Below are 18,639 nucleotides of genomic sequence, written 5' to 3'. Positions count from 1 at the left end.
TTTCTGTCCTTTTTATGTACATAATTTTTCCTTTATCATATAATTACTTCGAGGGGGGAAATAATATGAGATATAATTTTGATGAACAACATGATAGAAGTAACAACCAGTCAATTAAGTTTGAATTTGTAAAAGACTTGTATGGTTCAGATGATGTATTGCCAATGTGGGTAGCAGACATGGACTTTAAGACAGCTGAGCCAATTATTGATGCTTTAAGAGACCGTCTTGAACAAGGTATCTATGGTTACACAGCACTCAATGATGCTTATTACAACTCTTTTGTAAATTGGGTTTCTAAAAGACATGACTGGCAAGTAAAAAAGGAATGGTTGACTTACAGTCCTGGTGTTGTGCCTTCTTTGATTTTCGCTGTGAAGGCTCTGACTGAAGTGGGGGATAAGATTATTATTCAGTCGCCGGTCTATGGACCTTTTAAGTCTTCTATTGAAAACCATGGTAGAATTCTAGTCAATAATCCTTTGATATACCAAGATGGTGAGTATCAAATGGATTTTGAAGATTTAGAAAAGAAGATAGATGAAGGTGCAAAAGCCTTGATTTTGTGTAACCCTCATAATCCAGTAGGTAAAGTATGGGCCAGAGAAGATTTAGAGAAACTGGCAGAGATCGTTGTAAGAAAAGATATTTTACTTATTTCAGATGAAATACATAGTGATCTGATTCTAAAGGGACATAAACATGTACCTATTGCATCTCTAAGTCCTGAAATTGCATGTAGAACAGTAACTTGCATGGCACCATCAAAGACCTTTAACCTAGCAGGTTTACAATCATCTATTGTTATTACATGTGATGAAAAAATCAGAGAAAAGATCAACAACTCTTTTGAAATCATGGATATGAAAATCAACAACTGTTTTGGACAAGTTGCTTTTGAAGCGGCTTATACACATGGAGAAGAGTGGTTAGACCAGTTGTTAGATTATGTAGAAGGCAATATTGACTTTGTAGTGGATTACATAGGTAAAAATATTCCTGAAATCAAGGTTAAAAAGCCTGATGGTACCTACTTACTTTGGTTTGATTGCAGAGCTTTAAACATGGACCATGATGCCCTTAAAACATTTATGGCAGAGAAGGCTAAAGTAGGCATGACCAGTGGTGACTTCTTTGGTCAAGAAGGACAGGGTTTTATGAGATACAATGTGGCAACAACAAGGGAAAATGTTAAAAAAGGTATTTATCAAATAGAAGCTGCTATCAAGGAAATGAGGTAATTATGAAGGTATTTATCAGTGTGGATATTGAAGGGATTACTGGCGTTTCACATTGGGATGAAACACTTCAAACGTCACCTTTTGTTGAGCAGATGACAAGAGAAGTAGCAGCAGCTTGTGAAGGTGCTAATTTGGCTGGGGCAACAGAAATACTAGTAAAGGATGCCCACTCGACTGGAAGAAACATAGACCCGAAATGTCTGCCGCATAATGTTAAGGTTTTAAGAAACTGGTCTATGGGTCCCTTGTCTATGATGGAAGGGATTAATGAAAGCTTTGATGCATGTATGTTTGTTGGTTATCATAATGGTGCCTTTATGCCAGGTAATCCGCTGGCACATACATTTACAAATACAAAGATTCAATACTTAAAAATCAATGGTAGATACATGAGTGAGTTTGAAATCAATGCCATGACAGCCCACTATTATAATGTACCTGTTGTCTTTGTATCTGGTGATCAAGCCCTTTGCCATGATGCAAAAGAACTATTAAGCCATATTGAAACAGTAGCTGTTATGGAGGGCATCGGTGATGCAAGTATCAGTATTCATCCTTCAGTGGCCATTGAAAGAATCATAGAAGGATCAGAAAAGGCTATGAAACATGATCTTAAGATGCTTGAAAAGCCTATTCCTGAATACTTTGAATGTGAAATTCAGTTTAAGGAAGCCAAGCTTGCCCATAGAGGTTCTTACTATCCTGGTGTTAAGCAAAAGGATAACAAAACCATTACTTTTGAAAGTCATGACTATATGGATTTACTAAAAATGATAATGTTTACAAAAATCTGATGAAAATCAGGTTTTTTTATTGTCTTTTTGGGGTATACTATTTATACTAAATGCAAACGAGTTGCATTATTGGAGGAGAATATGAAGAAACTAATAATTATATTAAGTATAATGATGCTTGCCTTAGTTGGTTGTTCAGATAACACATCTGACCAGTTAACAGTTGCAGTGTCTATTGTACCTCAAGAAACATTTGTAAAAGCAGTTGCAGGCGATTTGGTAGATGTTGTGGTATTAATTCCACCTGGGTCAAGTCCTGCTAATTACCAGCCATCACCACAAGAAATGGCTAAGTTTAATGAATCTAAAGTCTATTTCCATATAGATGTGGCAGCTGAAGCACATATTTTAGAGTCAGTAAATGATGATGTGAAGTTAGTAGATTTAGCAGAGTTTGTAGATGAGAAATACCCAGCGAGATATTTCGAAGAAGGTCATGACCATGAAGATGAACATGATGCTGATCATGAAGATGAACATGATGCAGATCATGAAGATGAACATGATGCAGATCACGAAGATGAACATGATGCGGATCATGAGGATGAAGCGGCTAGTGAACATGACCACGATCATTCAGGTAGAGATCCACACATTTGGTTATCACCTAAGAGAGTTCAAGTAATGGTTGAAGTGATTAGAGATGAGCTTTCAGCTTTAGATCCTGACAATAAAGAAACTTACGCTGAAAATGCTGCAGCATACATTGAAGAGTTAAAAGGATTAGATAAATACCTTGAGCAGTCATTTGAAAATGTAGATCATGAGTTTATCATGTATCATCCGTCTTTAGGTTATTTTGCAGATGACTACGGCTTTGATATGCATGCCATTGAAGCAGAAGGTAAGCAAGCGACTGCGAGAGATTTAGAAATGGTCATTGAACTTGCGAAAGCAGAAGGTATAAAATATGTATTCTATCAAGAAGAATTTGATTCTTCACAAGCTGAGATAGTTGCAAAAGAGATTGGTGGTACAACTATAAAAGTCGCCCCATTATCAGGCGACTACATTAACAATCTGAAAACTATTGCAGAAAAGATGTTAAACTCTTTCGAGTAATTGACAGTTCTTGCAAATGCCATGAAGTTCAAGGGTGTGGCCTGTCAATAAAAAGCCATGGCCTTGAGCAAACTCACGGTATAAGTCTGAAGCGCACTGGTCAAATACAACTATTTTACCACATCTATCGCAGATTAAATGATGGTGATGTTTGTCACAACATCTAAGTTTGACTTTCGTAACACCTTGATCTGTGATAGTCTTATATAGAAGGTTTTCTTCAGACAAGATTTCAAGATTTCTATAAACCGTTGAACGGTTTATCTTTGCGTTTTCTAGTTTAACCATTAAATATATCTCGTCCGCTGAAAGAATCAGTTCGTGATTCTTAATAAGTGTTTCAAGTATCAGCGTACGAGTTGCTGTTGCTTTGTAACCAGCTAGTTTTAATTGTTCAAGTATTTGATTAAGTGTCATAGAGACCTCCGTTATTTGATACTATGTTACCATTTAGAGAGGCAAAAAGACAAGAGGAGTTGTTATGAAACAAGATTATGATATTAGTATAAAGGATTTAAGCGTTTCATATGGCAGTGTGGTTGCGTTAAAAAATATCTCCTTTAATATAGAACCCAAATCATTTCTAGGAATTATAGGTCCTAATGGCGGTGGTAAAAGTACATTGATTAAAGCACTACTTGGGCTAAAAAAACCTGATAGTGGTAGGATTGAAGTTAAACAAGGCAAGAAGATAGGGTATGTCCCTCAATTTGCTGAGTTTGATCAACGTTTTCCGATATCGGTTAATGAGGTTATCATGTCAGGTGTTATAAAGGGAAAGAAATTGACCTTTAAAAAGTATTCGAAAGAAGAAGTCGAGTATGCTGAATCATTGATGAAGAGAATGGATATTCTCGACTTAAAAGATAAACAAATTGGAGAGTTGTCAGGCGGACAGTTACAGAAAGTACTTGTAACAAGGTCTATGGTATCTAAACCTGATATCTTAGTGCTGGATGAACCAACTGCCAGTTTAGATGTAAAAGTAAAAAATGAAATTTATGATATCCTCAAATGTTTAAGTGAAGACATTACCATATTAATTATCACTCATGATATTGCAGAGATATTTTCATATGTATCAAGTGTTGCATATATCAATCAAACACTTCACTATCATGGCAGTGATTCTAAGATGAGAAAAAATGTTCTAGAGCTTACAACAGGATGTCCTATTGAAGATCTCATGATAAATGAAGAAGCACTTAAGAAAGAGTTTATGGAGACGGAGGATAAGTATCATGATCAACGCCATCATTAATTATGGCTTTATGCAAAGAGCTCTTCTGGCTGCCGTACTTGCTAGTATTTTAAGTGGTATCATAGGAGCAGTAATAGTAGAGAAAAAATTAGTAAGTATGAGTGGTGGTATTGCTCATACTTCATTTGGTGGTATTGGTTTAGGTTATCTTTTTAAGATTCCACCAATTATAACAGGTATGATATTTGCAGTTATTGCATCCATTTCTTTACCTGTTATAAAAAGAAAAACTCAGGCAGCCTCTGATACCCTTATAGGTATCTTTTGGGCAACAGGTATGGCACTTGGTATTCTATTTATTGGCTTAACACCTGGTTATCCACCTGATATGACATCTTATCTATTTGGCGATATCCTGACTGTTTCTAATTTATATCTGATTTTGTTAGCAGTTTTAAGTCTGATCGTTGTCATTGTATTTGTCAGTATGTTTAACTATTGGAAAGCCTATCTCTTCGATGAGAGCTACTTACATGTTATTGGTATTGATACAGCTTTCTTTGAACGATTGCTTTACATACTAATAGCCTTAACCATTGTCTTATTAATCAAAGTGGTGGGGATCATACTGGCTATTGCACTGTTAACAATACCATCAGCAATCGCAAAACTTTATACAAAATCATTAAAAGTACTTATGATTTCTGCATCCTTAATCAGTTTATCAACGAGCATTGGTGGTTTGATCTTATCATACTATTTCAACATTCCATCAGGTGCTACGATTATTTTGTTGGCAGTCATCATATACTTTGGTGCTTATATAGTGAATAAGTTTAAAAAATAAAATCTTTGGCGGTTGCCAAAGATTTTTTAGTATTAAGTATATTTAGATATTATTCTTAATCTGTATGTAAGTCAAGTGTGTCATCAGTATCAGATCGTTCAAAAACATAGTAATTGATACTATTGTATCCTAAAGCAGAGATGCCTTCCTTACTTTCAAGAAACAAATATTCTTTGTTTTTTATAGTTTTTATGAAATATCTAGATGCTGTATTATAGTTAAATCCCTTTTCAAGAATAAGCCCATTAGTCCATTTTTCGGTACCGGTAAAACCACTGTAATATTTAATCGAAACTTTACCTTTTTCCAGAAAATCTAGAGACACAAGAAATAGATTGCCTTTGTAACTTTGTTCTTGAACATTATATTTGTATGGTGTTGATAAATAGTCGACAGATTTCCATCCGCCAAGAACCTGAGGGTCGTCTTCAAACTTATAACTGATTTTATCACTTTTATTACCGTCAACCTCTGTTGTTTCGATTTCGTGTAGATTTAGGTCTATGTGTCCGATTGTATTTGGGTCTTCTTTAATACCGCGTTTATAGACGTAGTACGAAGGTGCATTGTCAGTAAACAAATAGTCACCACTTTTATGTTCTACAAATAGAAATTCATCATTAAAAGCTTCTACAATAAAATATCTTGATGCCGTCCACATACCGCTGTTATCGTCTAAGAGGAGGCCGTCCGTCCACTTCTGGTTACCAATAAATCCGTCGCTAAGATAATTTGATCCATTTCCATCTTTGAAGAATATCAATTTTTCATAATGTAGATTACCTTTCCATGATTTCTTATATGGTTTGAAATCAACTGGATTCGTTAGTAAATCGACACAAATCCATTCGCCTAACACACTTTCGTCTAGATCGAAGTCGAATCTGATATCGTCAATTGTCAGTCCATCTTCAGTCTTGCTTAATACGTTTCTGAGCTGAATATCTTCTTCTTTAACCATGTCGATGGATACAATGCTGTAGCCATTTTCATCTGACCAGTCTGTTTCCCATTTGAATGCTTCTTGTGTATAATGCCAAGTCATTGGGAAATAAGTCATGTTTCTATATAGGATAACAGGATATTCTTCTTGGCTGTTATCAATTTCTTTTCCGTTTACGTAAAGGTCAAAAGGTAAAAGTTCAGCAGTATCCTGGCTTCCTAAAACATTATTTGAGTTAACGAAATTTTGCTCTAGCTGAGTGATGTTTTCAACTTCTACACTTTTGATAAAGATACCTTTTTCCTTATCAAAGTATAGGTCTAATCCCATGTTACTTAAGTAATCAGATGTCATCGGAAAATAGGTAATGCCTTTGTAAGTAATGACAGGAAAATCACTATGCTCTGTGTCGATTACTTCACCATTAACTGTAACAGTGAACTGAGGTATCTCAACAATGATTTCTTCTGTTTCTGCATAGGTGACTGTGGCTAGTAATAATGTGATTAATATGGTTGTAATTATTTTTTTCATGCTTCCCCCTTATTCTTTATACTCATTATTACTGTAAAACATAGTTAATAGAAAATGAAGCATATGAAGAGATTGGATATAGTATTTTAAGAATTTTCTGATACTTGTATGCTACCTTGTAAAATAAGTTGTATGATGGAAGTGATAAAAATGCCCTAATTGTGATGTTCACTGGCTTTAGAGGCTTTGATTAGAACTTTACAAGTTGTATAAATATACTAATAAATGATTAAGTGTAAGATATGTTTCTGGACATTATGGTAATAATTATCATTTTAAGATAAACTATATTTGGAAGAGAAACCCAAAATACTTATTATATGAGTGGAAAGTGAGTATATAATCATGCTTGATAAAACTATTGATTTATAAGGAAAATTCTATCTAGTGTTATGGAACTCTTTCATAGAGTATTTGAGAGGAAAATAATAGTATGAGATACTGTGCATTTTGTAATGAAAAAATACCAATGACGAAAGATTATTGTTTAAGGTGTGGGAATAGCAGACATGTAAAAGAAAAACTTAAAGGCACTGTAAACTTAAATGAGTATCTGGAAGCTTTGAAGGTGAACGGGATAACAGATCTTAAAGCTAATGATTATCATTTGGACATACGTAACTGGAAAATGCCAGTATATCTAGAGTTTGGTATTCATGTAGAAAGAAAACCTGCTATTAAAGAAATTGTGATATCTATCATGTTTCTTCTAATTGTATCACTACTTTATATTCTAAAGTTTTCATTCCTTGATGCATTTGTTATTTTAATTTGGCCGATTGTTGCAATTTTTGGACAGATCATGAAGATACATAGTTATTATATTTGTGCATTAAAATTTGAGAATCCTTTTCATCTACCTGGACATGAAGTTCGTTACAATCGAAATAATATTAATGGTGGTAGAGGTCTTGAAGAATTTGTTCTTAAAGGAGAAGAGTTAAATGATATTTACTTGAAATATAATGGTCAATATTTAACTACGATTGAATTTGGTGATTCTTCTTTAAGTGTAGAATTAGATGGATTTAGTCGCTTAGACCTACTTGAAAAATTTATCATTTTATATTCAATAAAGCACAATAAGCAATTGACTTTTGAGGGATAACTTATGAATGAGAATAAGAACAGATTCAAAGAAGTCGTTGCAATGGCTTCAATTATGGTGATTGGTTTGTCGATTATACGTATAGTGTTTAGTTTGATAACAAATAAGCATCTTCTGCTTGATGGTGGGTTCGCTAGTTTGGCTATATCACTTGGGATTGTAATTGGAAGTTTTTATAGAAGCAAGTATGTTAATTATAAGATTTGCAATGACCAATATTATAAAGACATGTTGAACTCTAAAAATATAGTAAAGGAATCAACAGATAAAATGGATAGATTGTATCGTATAAAAAATAGATACAGTATTCTAAGGATTGAGTTTGTTGTGTTGACTGAAGATATAGACAAGGTTGTAATTAGAGGTCCTAAATCATTAAAAGGAGTCTTCGAGGAGTTTAATATATTAACGATACCATTTAGCGGAAGTAGGTAGTAATGAACATGCTAAAGTTGAAGAAATATTGGCGTATATTGATTCTAGTCTTGTTAGCGATTGTTTGTTTGGTGTATGTGCAAATTAATTCCGTAAATTTAATCAATCAGATTGATTTGAAAGCCACTGATATACATTATACAAGAGACTATGGATCAGAGGATGAAGCCTATTATCGACTGGAGTATGGTCAACAAGATCTGCTTGATAACATCCTAGATTCATTAAAAGCTTTAGAGTTAAAATATCTACCTTTTTATTCATTTGATAATCTGATAGATAAGTATGGTAATGATTTAAGATATGACAAGTATAGGATTCGGTTTGAACGTGGGAGTTCGCCTAGTTTTAAAGAAGTTACAGTGGATATCTATTCTTCTGATGATGGTTTAATAAGAATGGTCCGTATGTACTCATCGGAGTTTGATATTAATCAGGAATATACCTTAAAAGAAGCTCAGTATGTTCATGTGTTAGACAAGTTAACAGAAGGATTAAAGCGCAATGAATAAAAAGGATATTAAGCTATTTACGAAAAAGAATACTTTATTGGTTATAGGACTTATTGTAATTTATATAATGACGAACTTATATGATTCTACAGTTGCCTTTAAGTTTGAACTTCTTGATATAGTCCGTGGTTTAGATTTAGACTTAGAAAGAGTTATTTTCAAGTATTATGTTATGCTCTTAAATGCAGCATTTTTAATAAGTGGTGTTAGTGTAAAGAGCAAATCTAAGGTTTTGATGCTTTTCATAATTTGTATCATCTTATTGTGTGTTGCAAAAGTTAATACTAGATTTATTGCATTTGAAGATTATGCAGGCGTTTTTACAATTACGCTCCTAATGGTTCAGTTTATTAGATATTTGATTCTAGATAAAAAGCAAGATACATGTTAGGTCATTTAGTCGTGTTAATAGAGGAGTAATTAAGTTTTTAATCCGTTTAAGGAAAGGAGTTTGAATGCAGAAGGGGTTTAAGGAATATATTGTTTTTCTAGTCGTAGTGGTTGCAAATATTGCTTTAGGAAGAATGATTACTGTTTTAAAGTTGGATTTAGCGGCTGAATATATATCTTTAGTGACAATCACTTTTTTTATGGCTTATTTTGTTCATATAAAAGAGTTGTCAGTGATTTTCTATTTATGTAGTTTGTTTTTCTTATTGCTACTGTTTAAATGTCCTATGATTTTAGCTGCATCGATCATTATTATAATGATTCTTTTTGTGTGGTTAACTAAGAAGGTGGTGCACCGGTGAAAGCTACTAATGTAATAAAATGTATAGGTATGATAGGACTTCTTGTGCTTATTTCCTTCTTGATAGCTTCTAAGGAGATTCAAAAAGATAATCAGTTATCAAGCCTTGATGTACTAGATTATTCAAATGAAAATAACAATATCCTTGAAGAAGGCGACATTAGAACTTTTAAAGGAACGTTATCTACTGTAAGTTATTATGGTCCGCCTGGCTATGGTGAAGATCCAGAAGTTGATTTACCTTTAGAAACTTATGTCTTGCAAATGGACGAGACGAGTCAGTTTTATTACGATATTGATCCTTCAAAGAATGGATCCCAGTTGATTGACAAAGTACAGTTAGTTATGCACTATGATGACAAATGTGAAGATGTAAAAGATTTGGTTGATAAGAAGGTTACAGTTACAGGAGATATATTTGAATGGTATACTGGGTATCATATTAAACCTATATTAGTAAATGTTGTAAGTATTGATGCAATTAAAGATTGAATTTTAGTAGACAAATAAGTTGAGGTTTATAAAATATATATATGGTATTATTAATACAGAGTTGTGAAAAAAGAGATTATGGAGGAAATGTGTCAAAAATACTCATTATTGAAGATGATCTAGCGATATCAGATTTATTGAAAATGAACTTAGATATGTATGGTTTTGATAGTAAACAGGCTTTTGATGGTCTAGAAGGGCTAGAAATGATGAGCCAAAAACCGGATTTAGTTGTTTTAGATATGATGCTTCCCAAGAAAAGTGGATTAGAAATATTGCCAATAATTAAGAAGTATGGCGTGCCTGTTATTATACTTACTGCAAAAGACAGTTTAAAATCTAAGTTGCAAGGTTTTAACCTAGGTGCAGATGATTATTTGACAAAGCCATTTGAACCTCTTGAACTGATTTCAAGAATTAATGTTGTATTGAGAAGAAACGAGCAGGTAATAGTTGAAAATGATTTTATATTTGATGATGTTTCAGTTTGTGTTACAAGTAGAAGAGTAATGAAGTCGGGTCAGATTATAGATTTAACCTTGAAAGAATTTGATCTTCTCCATTATTTCTTGATTAATAGAGGTATTGCCCTATCTAGAGAAAAGTTACTAGATAAGATATGGGATTATGATTATTCAGGCAATACACGTACTGTAGATATGCATGTGAGAAATCTAAGGCAGAAATTAGATACTGACATGATTGAAACTGTTTATAAATATGGTTATAGATTTGATGGATAGGATTAATTATGAGTCTAGGCAATAAAATATTTATCTTCTTTTTGGCCATGTGTTTTCTAATCCTGGTTTTTTCTGGTGCTATTATTATTGAAAATGTTCACAAAGATATGATTTCGACTGAAGTAGAAGACTTAAAATCGTATGGATCAAGTTTAAAGTTTACAATCAATCATTTGTTAGTAGTATCTAATATTTCGGGAGACTTTGACAGGATAAACTTTATTAGTGATTATCTGATGACGACAACAAGGAGTAGTCTTGATATTGAACTTCATGATGAAGAGGATTTACTTATGGCTACCCATAAGAAATCGTGGATGATTGAAAGGGAAGATTTAGATTATGCAAGAAGGCATGGCAAGAATTACTTCTTGAGAAAAATTGATAACAGATACATGATCTTTTTTACTGATTTTATGGTTATCGATGATAATAGTTATTACATATCACTCATAAAAGATATTACTTATATAATTGATTCTAGAAGAAACCAATATTACTTCTTTATAGGTTTATCATTTGTCATGTTAATGGTCATGTTTGCAGCATCTTATGTGTTTTCAAAGTTGGTTACTGGTGATATTAAGAAGATAATCTCTGTAACGACTGACATTGAAGAAGGTAATTATGGTGCAAGGATAAACCTCAATAAAGATGATGACATAGGGTTAATAGCGAATCACATCGATAAAATGGCAGATAAAATTGATTCGAACATTTATCAATTGAAACTTGAATCAGAAAGTAAGCAACGATTTATTGATAATTTCACCCATGAGCTAAAAACGCCTTTGACATCCATTATTGGCTATTCCGACACATTAAGGAAACTTAAGTATGACAAAAAGACTTTTGATAAAGGACTCTATCATATTTATGAAGAGGGTCATAGACTGTCGCAATTATCACAAAAGCTTAATGAAATAATCTTATTAAAAGACCATGACTTGCCTACAGAAAAAGAAAATCTTCAATATTTGTTAGAAGACGTAATCGCGATATCTAAAATGAGACAATATGGAAAATCAATTGACTTTAAGCTCTATTGCAAACCAGTTAATTTGCAGGTTGATAAAGAGCTCTTCAAGATGCTTTTCTTAAACTTAGTGGATAATGCTATAAAGGCATCTGGGCAAACTGGTCAAATAAGTTTGGGCGCTTCAAAGTTTCAAGACACACTTGTAGTTTATGTTGAGGACAATGGTCGTGGTATTCCAAGTGATGAGTTAGACCACATCACAGAAGCTTTTTATATGGTAGACAAATCACGAAAGAGACAAGAGAATAGTTTTGGTCTTGGACTTAGTATATGCAAGCAAGCAGCAAGCTTGATGCATGCAAAACTGAATGTGAAAAGCGAGCTTGATAAAGGCACCAGAGTAGAAGTTAGTTTTAATTTTACAAGTTCTTGACAACTATTCGAAGATTACTAGATATCTAAATGCTATCTTATCTATAGGGAGGATACAATATGAAAAAGATAATGATAGGAATTATTGTAATACTAATAATTGGTCTTGCGTATATGGGTTTCAATATGGAAAGGATTTTTGCGACTTCTTCACCTACTTTTATTGGTGAGTTTGTTAGTAATGAAACAGTCCTAGATAAAATTGATCAAATTGATATTGAGACATCAACAAGACAGGATATTATTAGTTTGTATGGTGAACCAGAATCATATATATGGGAAGATGAAACATATGTAGAAAGTAATTTAAGTGGTCATTATATTATGGTTTACTCAGATGACTTTAATATTTGGATGATTGACGATCAAATAATCGAACTAAGATTTTATGATGATTTTTATGAGTGTGAGTCTGGTATAAAGGTTGGTATGACTAAAGATGAAGTTTTAGAGTTATTAGGCAATCCAAATGAAATAAGGACTGGTACATCAAATGGCTATATAGATGGTGTTTATTATGATCAGATAGATGGTAAAAATTACGATTACTATCAGAGATCTGATTTAAACATTCGGATGTTTCTTGATAAAGATGTTGTATTTGCTCTTTATGTTATGCGTGATAATATGAATGATTTTGTACAAGGTGCAAATGAAGCGTTAGCAGAAAATGCGAGTTCTTTGATACGAGTGAATACAGATGATATTGATTTGCCATTTGAGAATGATGATGAAGTAATTGGTACTTGGAAGAGTGTTGACTTTGTTGATGATTTTGATCAATTTCAACCAGAGAAAAAGTTTTGGGGCGGCGACTTATATTTGAAGGAGTTAGTATTCCTAGAAGGCGGTGAGTTTGACAAAGACTTTCGTACTTGGACAAAAGGTTTCGTCATGCATCACGGTGATCTTACGGCTTCTGCTTACACCATAAAGGAAATTAACGGTGCTACATATATGTTCTATGAATGGAAAAGCGGTGATTATGTTTATAGAGATCAAAAGCCAAGTTATTACGTTTTAAAGAAAGAGTAGTAGCAAACTAATACAAATACTTGCGCCTGTTTGAATGATAAACAGGCTTTTTCTTTGCTGTGGATGGTCAAGTCTCTTAAAAGTGTTTCTGATATATACCTGCAATGACTTGAAATGTTAGAATGAATCAGGAGGTGCAAAATGATTAAAAGAATGTACTTCATGGCTTAGTTGGGGACGACGCCAATGTCAGTGATAATAGAATACACCTACTAGTGGAGTGTGGCGCCGGCCGCACTACAGTGACTGGTTTAAAAGCCAGTAGTGGTTCGGATATGCAAAAGCATGGAAGTTGGAAGTAGAAGTAATCGTGTCTTGAAATAGAATCGGTGAATCGGTCAATGTCTATTAAAGCCTGAATAAAAGAATAAACGGAACCCAGTTTCTTGATAACAATCGTAATCAAGAAATGGGGGAAGTCATGAAGAAAAAAGAAAACAAAACATTTGTATGTGAAAACTGCCTTGCTTTAGTAGAGGCAGTAAAAAATCAGTCTTATAAGAATCATTGTCATAGGTGTCTGTATTCCAAACATTTAGATATTGTACCAGGTGACAGAAGAAGTAGCTGTATGGGGTTGATGAAACCTAGTGGGCAAAGAATCCATACGAAAAAAGGTATACAGATACTTCATATTTGTGAAGACTGCGGCCATAAACAGTGGAACATTATTGATGAATCAAGTGATAATTTTGATCTAATTTGTTCACTAGAAGTTATATAAGGAGATATATGAATTTAAAGCATCAAGAAGATGGAGACAAATATCTTGTTGAAAATGATATAGGTGAGATTATTGGCGAGGGTATCATTAGGGAGTTTGAAGCGTCTAGACTATATGATAGAAAAAGAATCAACTACTATATCCATACAAAAGCTCAAGAAGAATCTGTAAAGTTATTTCTTGTAGAATCATTTATAAAGATGGCTAAGTTAAAGCGTCTAGACTATCCAGACCATGATGCAAGAATCTATAACTGCTGCCTTTCGCATGATATGGAAAGTATATTATTTTATGAAAAAGTAAAAGCATTCAAACATGATGAAGGCATGTGGGTATTAAGAAAATACTTAGAAGATAAGCTTCAAATGGACGATCGTGAGATTGTATGTGATAACTTAAAAAGCGATAATGATATTTTACATTTTATAAAAGAGCATAGTAGGATATTTGTATCTGTACCATACTCCCTGGAGAAGATTAGAAAGCTTCAAAGAAAAAATCAGCTAAAGTCCTTTGGCCTTTATGACAAGGATGTATTAATCGCTAATGTTTTACTTCTAAAAGAAGACAATCAGTGGTGGATTGAAGATTTGTTTGTTTCAAGTGATTTTAGGAAGAAAGGTCTTGCTAGTAGGCTGATGAATTTTGCCCATAACTACTTAATCGATCAAGGCTGCTTAGATGTAAGATTAGAAGTATGGTCTGCTAATAAGAGAGCAGTGTCTTTTTACGGGACATTAGGCTATGAGTTTATCAATGAAACAGAATCATCAATAGGCATGTTTATTTAAAAAGTAGAGCTTTTGGCTCTACTTCATGTTGTTTAGAAATGTTAATGCCATTTCTATATTCTTATTGATTTCTTCCATAACAACTCTTTTACCATCTTCAGCTTTACCTTCTTTGACAGTAATTCTAAAAGTAGATGGTGAAACCTCTAACTGTATAAAATCCTCTCCAAGGGCGTTTTTAGCCTGATCCTTCAACATGGTTTTGATCATATCTTCTTTAAGATACGCTTGAAATTGTTCTTGTACACTGACGATGATTCTTTCTTGATCGTCAATTTCAATTGATTTAATAAACATACTTTGACTCATAAAATACCTCCAAAAATATTGTAGCAGAATATGTGGTTTTGTCAAAATGAATCTGTTATACTAAAGCGGTATAGATGGAGGAATTATGAAAGTAAAAAAGTTATTACCGGGCATATTATTTGTCGTTTTAATAGCCATTGTTTCTATGTGGCTACAAGGTCTGATTAAACCTTATTTTGCACTAGAAACCTTAACCATTGCCATTATTATTGGTATGATTTATAACAACACCGTCGGGACTCAGATTGTTTTGGCTGAAGGTATCAAGTTTTCATTAAAGAAACTTTTAAAGGTAGGTATTGTATTACTTGGCTTTAAGCTAAATATGACAGCAGTACTGGATTTAGGGCCTAATATACTATTACTAGTAGCCATATTTGTGCCAGCCACTTTGTTTACATTTATGTATGTTTCAAAGAAATTTGGTTTGAATAAAAAACTAGGTACACTTCTAGGTGTGGGTTCTTGTATTTGTGGTGCATCTGCAGTTGTGGCCTTAGCGCCAGTTATAGGAGCAGATGATGACGATGCAGTTGTTGCAGTATCTATTGTGAGTGTATTAGGTGCAATTGGGGTTATTGCTTATACGGCCATTTCTAAAGCGCCTATGTCAGATGCAACCTATGGTATTTGGTCAGGACTTACATTACATGGCGTGGCACACGCCCTAGCGGCAGCATTTGCTAGAGGCGATGTAGCAGGGGAAATCGGTACTTTTGTTAAGATGACAAGAGTTTTGATGTTGGTACCAGTTTCTTTATTTCTTAGTTATCACTTTAATGGTAGCAGTGAATCCAAAAGAGCCAAGTTTCCAATGTATGTATTGTACTTTATCATAGCAGGCATTATTAACTCATTAGGCATATTACCTGAGGCCCTTACAGGCTTTTTAGCTAAGTCTTCTTCTTTCTTAATTCTAATGGCCATGACAGCTATGGGTCTTTCTGTTAACTTTAAACAGGTAGCAAAAAAAGGCGCTAAGGCCTTTGTTATTGGTTTGGTGTTATTTGTTGTTTTATCTACATTTGGATTTGCAGCAATTACGATGATGGTTTAATGATTCTATTTTCAGTAACAACCATATCCATTTTATAATCGTGAGGTTCTGTTGGTACCTTGTCTATGATTTGAGTTTCAAAGGCAAGGGCAATCACTGGGACCTCTTTTCTTTTATTTGAAAGAAGTCTGTCGTAGAAGCCACCTCCGTATCCAAGCCTGTAACACATTTCATCAAAAGCAACGCCAGGTGCTAATATCAAGTCGATTGTATGAATGGCTACTTGGTTTTCAGGGCCTGGTTCTAAAATACCTAATTCAGATAAAATCATGTCCTCTAAAGAAAATATCTCATGAATGGTAAGGACGTCACCCACAACTCTAGGTAATAAAACCGATCCATATTTTTCTATGGTGTATTCTAGCAGTTCCTTTGTCATGACTTCATTTCTAAAATCCATATAAATCAATGTGTTCTTTGACTTAATAATATCCTTTTCAATAATTGTTTGACTGATTGTATGACTTTTTTCTATAACCTGATCTTTGGTAAGGGATTTTCTTCTTTTCAGGCTTTCTTTTCTGATTATCTTTTTCATTTTACTCTTCCTTTCAAAGCCATTATAGCATAACATATTGTTATAAGACATAAAGGTGGTTCATATGATTAAAAACATAAAAGACGATGTTTGTTATTTAACGTTTGATATATTTAAAGACGATCCAATCGTTGCAGTACACTCTACCAGAATTGGTGGTGTTAGTGAAGGACACTTTGAAGCCATGAATCTAGGTTTTTCAAGAGGTGACCAAAGAGATCATGTATTAGAAAATTATAGACGTTTCACAAGGTGTTTAGACGTGCCTATTGAAAAGCTTGTTTTATCAAGCCAGTATCACCATAATACAATCTTAGATGTGAACGAATCTCATCATGGTATGGGCATATTTATAGAGAGAGATTATCATGATGTAGATGGTTTGATTACAGATAAGGTAGGTCTGCCTTTGGTGACCTTTTATGCAGACTGCGTTCCTATTTACTACTATGATCCCAAAAGACATGTTGCTGGCATGACCCATGCTGGCTGGCGGGGAACCGCTTCTGGTATTGTGAAGGATATGATTGAGAAAATGGTGAAAGATGGTTCTGATGTAAAAGACATCAAAGCAGCTATAGGACCAGCAGTTTGTAAAGCGTGTTATGAAGTTACAGGAGAAGTCATTGATGCCATGACCTATGATTTTTCTGAAGATTATTATGACTATTATAAAGAAAAAGACAGGTATCACATTGATTTAAAGGGTATAAATAAAGAGATACTTATGATGTGTGGTGTAGATGAAAAGCATATTGAAGTTACAGATTTATGTACTAAGTGTCATCCAGAACTCTTCTTTTCACATAGAAGACATGGCAACGACAGGGGGACGCAAATCGGATTAATGATGTTGAGGTAGATATGAGAGAATATAATTATGATATTTTAAAGGAAATCAAAGACCGATGGTCACCAAGAGCCTTTAGTCCCGAACCTGTGGATCAGGATGATTTAATGGCTATATTAGAAGCGGCGAGATATGCGCCTTCATGCTTTAATGAACAACCATGGCGTTTTATAATTGGCCAAGGTGAATCTTTACAAGTCATGCAGTCTTTACTTTTGGAAGGCAACCTAAAATGGGCTAAAAATGCACCGGTTCTTATACTAATATGCTCTAAAACCACTTTTGATCGTAATGATAAAGAAAACAAGTACCACCAGTTTGATGCTGGTACGGCTTGGGGTTTTCTATCGCTTGAAGCGATATCAAGAGGCTATTATACACATGCTATGGCGGGCTATAGAAAGAAGCTTGCTAGAGAACTTCTAAATATACCTGAAGATATTGTACCGATAGCCATGGTCGCCTTAGGTAAACCAGGTGATATAAATGCACTTGAAGATGAAATAAGACAAAAGGAAAAACCAAATACAAGAAAAGACTTGTCGGACTTAATAATGGAAGTGAGGATCAATGAGTAAGAAAACCAATGCCATGCGCATATTAGACCAAAAAAAAGTAGAGTATCAAGTTATCGAATATGACATCAAAGATGGGAACATAGACGGGGTGTCTGTCGCTAAAAAAGTCGGTAAACCGGTGGAATCGGTTTATAAGACCCTGGTTATGGTTGGATCTAGCAAGAACTACTATGTGGCCATGGTGCCCGTTGAAGCCAGTGTGAACATGAAGCTTGTGGCCAAACATTTTGGTGAAAAGAAAATAGAGATGATTCACGTAAAAGACATCATGAAAATCACAGGTTATATAAGAGGTGGTTGTTCACCCCTTGGTATGAAAAAAGCTTACAAGACAGTTATAGATGATTCTATAAATGATTTAGATGAAATTGTTTTTTCTGCAGGCAAGCAGGGGTTGCAAATTGAGATGTCACCGGACAGCTTGATTGAAATTTTAAATTGTGACGTGAAAAAGGGAGTGTTGAAATAGATTGATTTTATCTATTTCCCTGCATTCCGATGTAATTATGAGTAAACACCTGAATTCATCATTGAATTTAGGTGTTTTTTCGCATCATAAATAAGAGGTAGAATCCTCTGAAATATTTTAGATTCACTTTTACCTACTTCATTCTAGTTCTTCCTCCTTAATTTCGTAGAATTTTAACCCTAAGTCTAAATTAATGGTTTTGGTATGCAGTTTA

Annotated in this window: 24 protein-coding genes; 20 read left to right on the top strand and 4 right to left on the bottom strand. The window is 33.9% G+C overall.

What is annotated here, in order from left to right:
* Nucleotides 1-65 precede the first annotated feature (65 nt).
* From EZV73_RS00120 to EZV73_RS00110, 3 genes are all read left to right on the top strand, one after another.
* Nucleotides 66-1,241 carry a MalY/PatB family protein gene (locus EZV73_RS00120; RefSeq protein WP_240837144.1) on the top strand — a complete coding sequence of 392 codons (1,176 nt, stop codon included), beginning with the start codon at nt 66-68 and terminating at the stop codon, nt 1,239-1,241.
* 2 nt (nt 1,242-1,243) lie between these two features.
* Nucleotides 1,244-2,035: a M55 family metallopeptidase gene (locus EZV73_RS00115; protein WP_240837142.1), complete on the top strand. Its 792-nt coding sequence runs from the start codon at nt 1,244-1,246 to the stop codon at nt 2,033-2,035.
* 81 nt (nt 2,036-2,116) lie between these two features.
* A complete protein-coding gene (locus tag EZV73_RS00110) occupies nt 2,117-3,097 on the top strand; it encodes a metal ABC transporter solute-binding protein, Zn/Mn family (RefSeq protein ID WP_240837141.1) in 981 nt (326 codons plus the stop codon).
* Here the strand turns inward: EZV73_RS00110 and EZV73_RS00105 are convergent.
* Entirely contained in the window at nt 3,080-3,514 is a 435-nt protein-coding gene (locus EZV73_RS00105; RefSeq protein WP_240837139.1) for a Fur family transcriptional regulator, read from the bottom strand. The genes EZV73_RS00110 and EZV73_RS00105 overlap by 18 nt on opposite strands.
* A gap of 64 nt (nt 3,515-3,578) precedes the next feature.
* Between EZV73_RS00105 and EZV73_RS00100 the strand changes: the two genes are divergently transcribed.
* Together EZV73_RS00100 and EZV73_RS00095 are read left to right on the top strand one after the other, a co-directional pair.
* Nucleotides 3,579-4,358, top strand: coding sequence for a metal ABC transporter ATP-binding protein (locus EZV73_RS00100; protein WP_240837137.1), 780 nt, complete (start codon nt 3,579-3,581; stop codon nt 4,356-4,358).
* Nucleotides 4,339-5,145 carry a metal ABC transporter permease gene (locus EZV73_RS00095; protein ID WP_240837136.1) on the top strand — a complete coding sequence of 269 codons (807 nt, stop codon included), beginning with the start codon at nt 4,339-4,341 and terminating at the stop codon, nt 5,143-5,145. The genes EZV73_RS00100 and EZV73_RS00095 overlap by 20 nt, the downstream gene beginning before the upstream one ends.
* Before the next feature lie 55 nt (nt 5,146-5,200).
* Here the strand turns inward: EZV73_RS00095 and EZV73_RS00090 are convergent, their stop codons facing one another.
* The gene (locus tag EZV73_RS00090; protein ID WP_240837134.1) at nt 5,201-6,622 is read right to left on the bottom strand and encodes a hypothetical protein; all 1,422 of its coding nucleotides are present in this window, start codon (nt 6,620-6,622) and stop codon (nt 5,201-5,203) included.
* A gap of 433 nt (nt 6,623-7,055) precedes the next feature.
* Between EZV73_RS00090 and EZV73_RS00085 the strand changes: the two genes are divergently transcribed.
* The 11 genes from EZV73_RS00085 (at nt 7,056) to EZV73_RS00035 (ending at nt 14,624) form a co-directional block, all read left to right on the top strand.
* Nucleotides 7,056-7,730, top strand: a complete 675-nt coding sequence (locus EZV73_RS00085) for a hypothetical protein (protein WP_240837132.1) — start codon at nt 7,056-7,058, stop codon at nt 7,728-7,730.
* Between the two features lie 3 nt (nt 7,731-7,733).
* Nucleotides 7,734-8,165 carry a hypothetical protein gene (locus EZV73_RS00080; RefSeq protein WP_240837130.1) on the top strand — a complete coding sequence of 144 codons (432 nt, stop codon included), beginning with the start codon at nt 7,734-7,736 and terminating at the stop codon, nt 8,163-8,165.
* 2 nt (nt 8,166-8,167) lie between these two features.
* Entirely contained in the window at nt 8,168-8,677 is a 510-nt protein-coding gene (locus tag EZV73_RS00075; RefSeq protein WP_240837128.1) for a hypothetical protein, read from the top strand.
* Entirely contained in the window at nt 8,670-9,068 is a 399-nt protein-coding gene (locus tag EZV73_RS00070) for a hypothetical protein (RefSeq protein WP_240837127.1), read from the top strand. The genes EZV73_RS00075 and EZV73_RS00070 overlap by 8 nt, the downstream gene beginning before the upstream one ends.
* Nucleotides 9,069-9,132: 64 nt before the next feature.
* Nucleotides 9,133-9,429 carry a hypothetical protein gene (locus EZV73_RS00065; RefSeq protein ID WP_240837125.1) on the top strand — a complete coding sequence of 99 codons (297 nt, stop codon included), beginning with the start codon at nt 9,133-9,135 and terminating at the stop codon, nt 9,427-9,429.
* Nucleotides 9,426-9,920 carry a DUF4431 domain-containing protein gene (locus EZV73_RS28810; RefSeq protein ID WP_240837123.1) on the top strand — a complete coding sequence of 165 codons (495 nt, stop codon included), beginning with the start codon at nt 9,426-9,428 and terminating at the stop codon, nt 9,918-9,920. Before EZV73_RS00065 ends, EZV73_RS28810 begins: the two co-directional genes overlap by 4 nt.
* Before the next feature lie 89 nt (nt 9,921-10,009).
* Complete coding sequence (locus tag EZV73_RS00055; RefSeq protein ID WP_240837121.1) at nt 10,010-10,663, top strand: response regulator transcription factor; 654 nt, start codon at nt 10,010-10,012, stop codon at nt 10,661-10,663.
* Nucleotides 10,664-10,671: 8 nt separating this feature from the next.
* The gene (locus EZV73_RS00050; RefSeq protein ID WP_240837119.1) at nt 10,672-12,075 is read left to right on the top strand and encodes a cell wall metabolism sensor histidine kinase WalK; all 1,404 of its coding nucleotides are present in this window, start codon (nt 10,672-10,674) and stop codon (nt 12,073-12,075) included.
* Nucleotides 12,076-12,134: 59 nt separating this feature from the next.
* On the top strand, nt 12,135-13,109 hold the full coding sequence (locus tag EZV73_RS00045) for a hypothetical protein (protein ID WP_240837117.1): 975 nt from the start codon (nt 12,135-12,137) through the stop codon (nt 13,107-13,109).
* 421 nt (nt 13,110-13,530) lie between these two features.
* Nucleotides 13,531-13,833 (top strand): RNHCP domain-containing protein, encoded by a 303-nt coding sequence (locus EZV73_RS00040; RefSeq protein WP_240837115.1) that lies wholly within the window; start codon nt 13,531-13,533, stop codon nt 13,831-13,833.
* An 8-nt stretch (nt 13,834-13,841) separates the two neighbouring features.
* The gene (locus tag EZV73_RS00035; RefSeq protein WP_240837113.1) at nt 13,842-14,624 is read left to right on the top strand and encodes an N-acetyltransferase; all 783 of its coding nucleotides are present in this window, start codon (nt 13,842-13,844) and stop codon (nt 14,622-14,624) included.
* A gap of 18 nt (nt 14,625-14,642) precedes the next feature.
* Here the strand turns inward: EZV73_RS00035 and EZV73_RS00030 are convergent, their stop codons facing one another.
* Nucleotides 14,643-14,933 (bottom strand): hypothetical protein, encoded by a 291-nt coding sequence (locus EZV73_RS00030; RefSeq protein ID WP_240837112.1) that lies wholly within the window; start codon nt 14,931-14,933, stop codon nt 14,643-14,645.
* Nucleotides 14,934-15,018: 85 nt separating this feature from the next.
* Here EZV73_RS00030 and EZV73_RS00025 point away from each other — a divergent pair, with 85 nt between their 5' ends.
* Nucleotides 15,019-15,990 carry a YeiH family protein gene (locus tag EZV73_RS00025; RefSeq protein ID WP_240837110.1) on the top strand — a complete coding sequence of 324 codons (972 nt, stop codon included), beginning with the start codon at nt 15,019-15,021 and terminating at the stop codon, nt 15,988-15,990.
* Here the strand turns inward: EZV73_RS00025 and EZV73_RS00020 are convergent.
* Nucleotides 15,974-16,528 carry a 5-formyltetrahydrofolate cyclo-ligase gene (locus tag EZV73_RS00020; RefSeq protein WP_240837108.1) on the bottom strand — a complete coding sequence of 185 codons (555 nt, stop codon included), beginning with the start codon at nt 16,526-16,528 and terminating at the stop codon, nt 15,974-15,976. The two genes, EZV73_RS00025 and EZV73_RS00020, sit on opposite strands and share 17 nt — an antisense overlap.
* A 64-nt stretch (nt 16,529-16,592) precedes the next feature.
* On the opposite strand from EZV73_RS00020, the gene pgeF reads away from it, so the two are divergent.
* From pgeF to ybaK, 3 genes are read left to right on the top strand one after another with little or no spacing between them, the layout of a single operon-like run.
* A complete protein-coding gene (gene pgeF / locus EZV73_RS00015) occupies nt 16,593-17,390 on the top strand; it encodes a peptidoglycan editing factor PgeF (RefSeq protein ID WP_240837106.1) in 798 nt (265 codons plus the stop codon).
* Between the two features lie 2 nt (nt 17,391-17,392).
* The gene (locus EZV73_RS00010) at nt 17,393-17,956 is read left to right on the top strand and encodes a nitroreductase family protein (RefSeq protein ID WP_240837104.1); all 564 of its coding nucleotides are present in this window, start codon (nt 17,393-17,395) and stop codon (nt 17,954-17,956) included.
* Nucleotides 17,949-18,425: a Cys-tRNA(Pro) deacylase gene (ybaK, locus tag EZV73_RS00005; protein WP_240837102.1), complete on the top strand. Its 477-nt coding sequence runs from the start codon at nt 17,949-17,951 to the stop codon at nt 18,423-18,425. The genes EZV73_RS00010 and ybaK overlap by 8 nt, the downstream gene beginning before the upstream one ends.
* Nucleotides 18,426-18,639: the final 214 nt, after the last annotated feature.

It is taken from the genome of Acidaminobacter sp. JC074 (assembly GCF_022496765.1).
GTDB lineage: Bacteria > Bacillota > Clostridia > Peptostreptococcales > Acidaminobacteraceae > JABXKX01.
The sequence above is the reverse complement of the archived record's forward strand: the minus strand, read 5'-3'. Positions and strand labels throughout refer to the sequence as shown.

Excerpts from the sequence above, each read along its gene's own strand:
- EZV73_RS00040 (WP_240837115.1), top strand. The coding sequence starts at position 13,531 with ATGAAGAAAAAAGAAAACAAAACATTTGTATGTGAAAACTGCCTTGCT.
- EZV73_RS00115 (WP_240837142.1), top strand. The coding sequence starts at position 1,244 with ATGAAGGTATTTATCAGTGTGGATATTGAAGGGATTACTGGCGTTTCA.
- EZV73_RS00025 (WP_240837110.1), top strand. The coding sequence starts at position 15,019 with ATGAAAGTAAAAAAGTTATTACCGGGCATATTATTTGTCGTTTTAATA.
- EZV73_RS00100 (WP_240837137.1), top strand. The coding sequence starts at position 3,579 with ATGAAACAAGATTATGATATTAGTATAAAGGATTTAAGCGTTTCATAT.
- EZV73_RS00080 (WP_240837130.1), top strand. The coding sequence starts at position 7,734 with ATGAATGAGAATAAGAACAGATTCAAAGAAGTCGTTGCAATGGCTTCA.
- EZV73_RS00110 (WP_240837141.1), top strand. The coding sequence starts at position 2,117 with ATGAAGAAACTAATAATTATATTAAGTATAATGATGCTTGCCTTAGTT.
- EZV73_RS00065 (WP_240837125.1), top strand. The coding sequence starts at position 9,133 with ATGCAGAAGGGGTTTAAGGAATATATTGTTTTTCTAGTCGTAGTGGTT.
- EZV73_RS00075 (WP_240837128.1), top strand. The coding sequence starts at position 8,168 with ATGAACATGCTAAAGTTGAAGAAATATTGGCGTATATTGATTCTAGTC.
- EZV73_RS00010 (WP_240837104.1), top strand. The coding sequence starts at position 17,393 with ATGAGAGAATATAATTATGATATTTTAAAGGAAATCAAAGACCGATGG.
- EZV73_RS00105 (WP_240837139.1), bottom strand. The coding sequence starts at position 3,514 with ATGACACTTAATCAAATACTTGAACAATTAAAACTAGCTGGTTACAAA.
- EZV73_RS00030 (WP_240837112.1), bottom strand. The coding sequence starts at position 14,933 with ATGAGTCAAAGTATGTTTATTAAATCAATTGAAATTGACGATCAAGAA.
- EZV73_RS00085 (WP_240837132.1), top strand. The coding sequence starts at position 7,056 with ATGAGATACTGTGCATTTTGTAATGAAAAAATACCAATGACGAAAGAT.
- EZV73_RS00070 (WP_240837127.1), top strand. The coding sequence starts at position 8,670 with ATGAATAAAAAGGATATTAAGCTATTTACGAAAAAGAATACTTTATTG.
- EZV73_RS00020 (WP_240837108.1), bottom strand. The coding sequence starts at position 16,528 with ATGAAAAAGATAATCAGAAAAGAAAGCCTGAAAAGAAGAAAATCCCTT.
- EZV73_RS00050 (WP_240837119.1), top strand. The coding sequence starts at position 10,672 with ATGAGTCTAGGCAATAAAATATTTATCTTCTTTTTGGCCATGTGTTTT.
- EZV73_RS00035 (WP_240837113.1), top strand. The coding sequence starts at position 13,842 with ATGAATTTAAAGCATCAAGAAGATGGAGACAAATATCTTGTTGAAAAT.
- EZV73_RS00090 (WP_240837134.1), bottom strand. The coding sequence starts at position 6,622 with ATGAAAAAAATAATTACAACCATATTAATCACATTATTACTAGCCACA.
- pgeF (WP_240837106.1), top strand. The coding sequence starts at position 16,593 with ATGATTAAAAACATAAAAGACGATGTTTGTTATTTAACGTTTGATATA.
- EZV73_RS00095 (WP_240837136.1), top strand. The coding sequence starts at position 4,339 with ATGATCAACGCCATCATTAATTATGGCTTTATGCAAAGAGCTCTTCTG.
- EZV73_RS00120 (WP_240837144.1), top strand. The coding sequence starts at position 66 with ATGAGATATAATTTTGATGAACAACATGATAGAAGTAACAACCAGTCA.
- EZV73_RS00045 (WP_240837117.1), top strand. The coding sequence starts at position 12,135 with ATGAAAAAGATAATGATAGGAATTATTGTAATACTAATAATTGGTCTT.
- ybaK (WP_240837102.1), top strand. The coding sequence starts at position 17,949 with ATGAGTAAGAAAACCAATGCCATGCGCATATTAGACCAAAAAAAAGTA.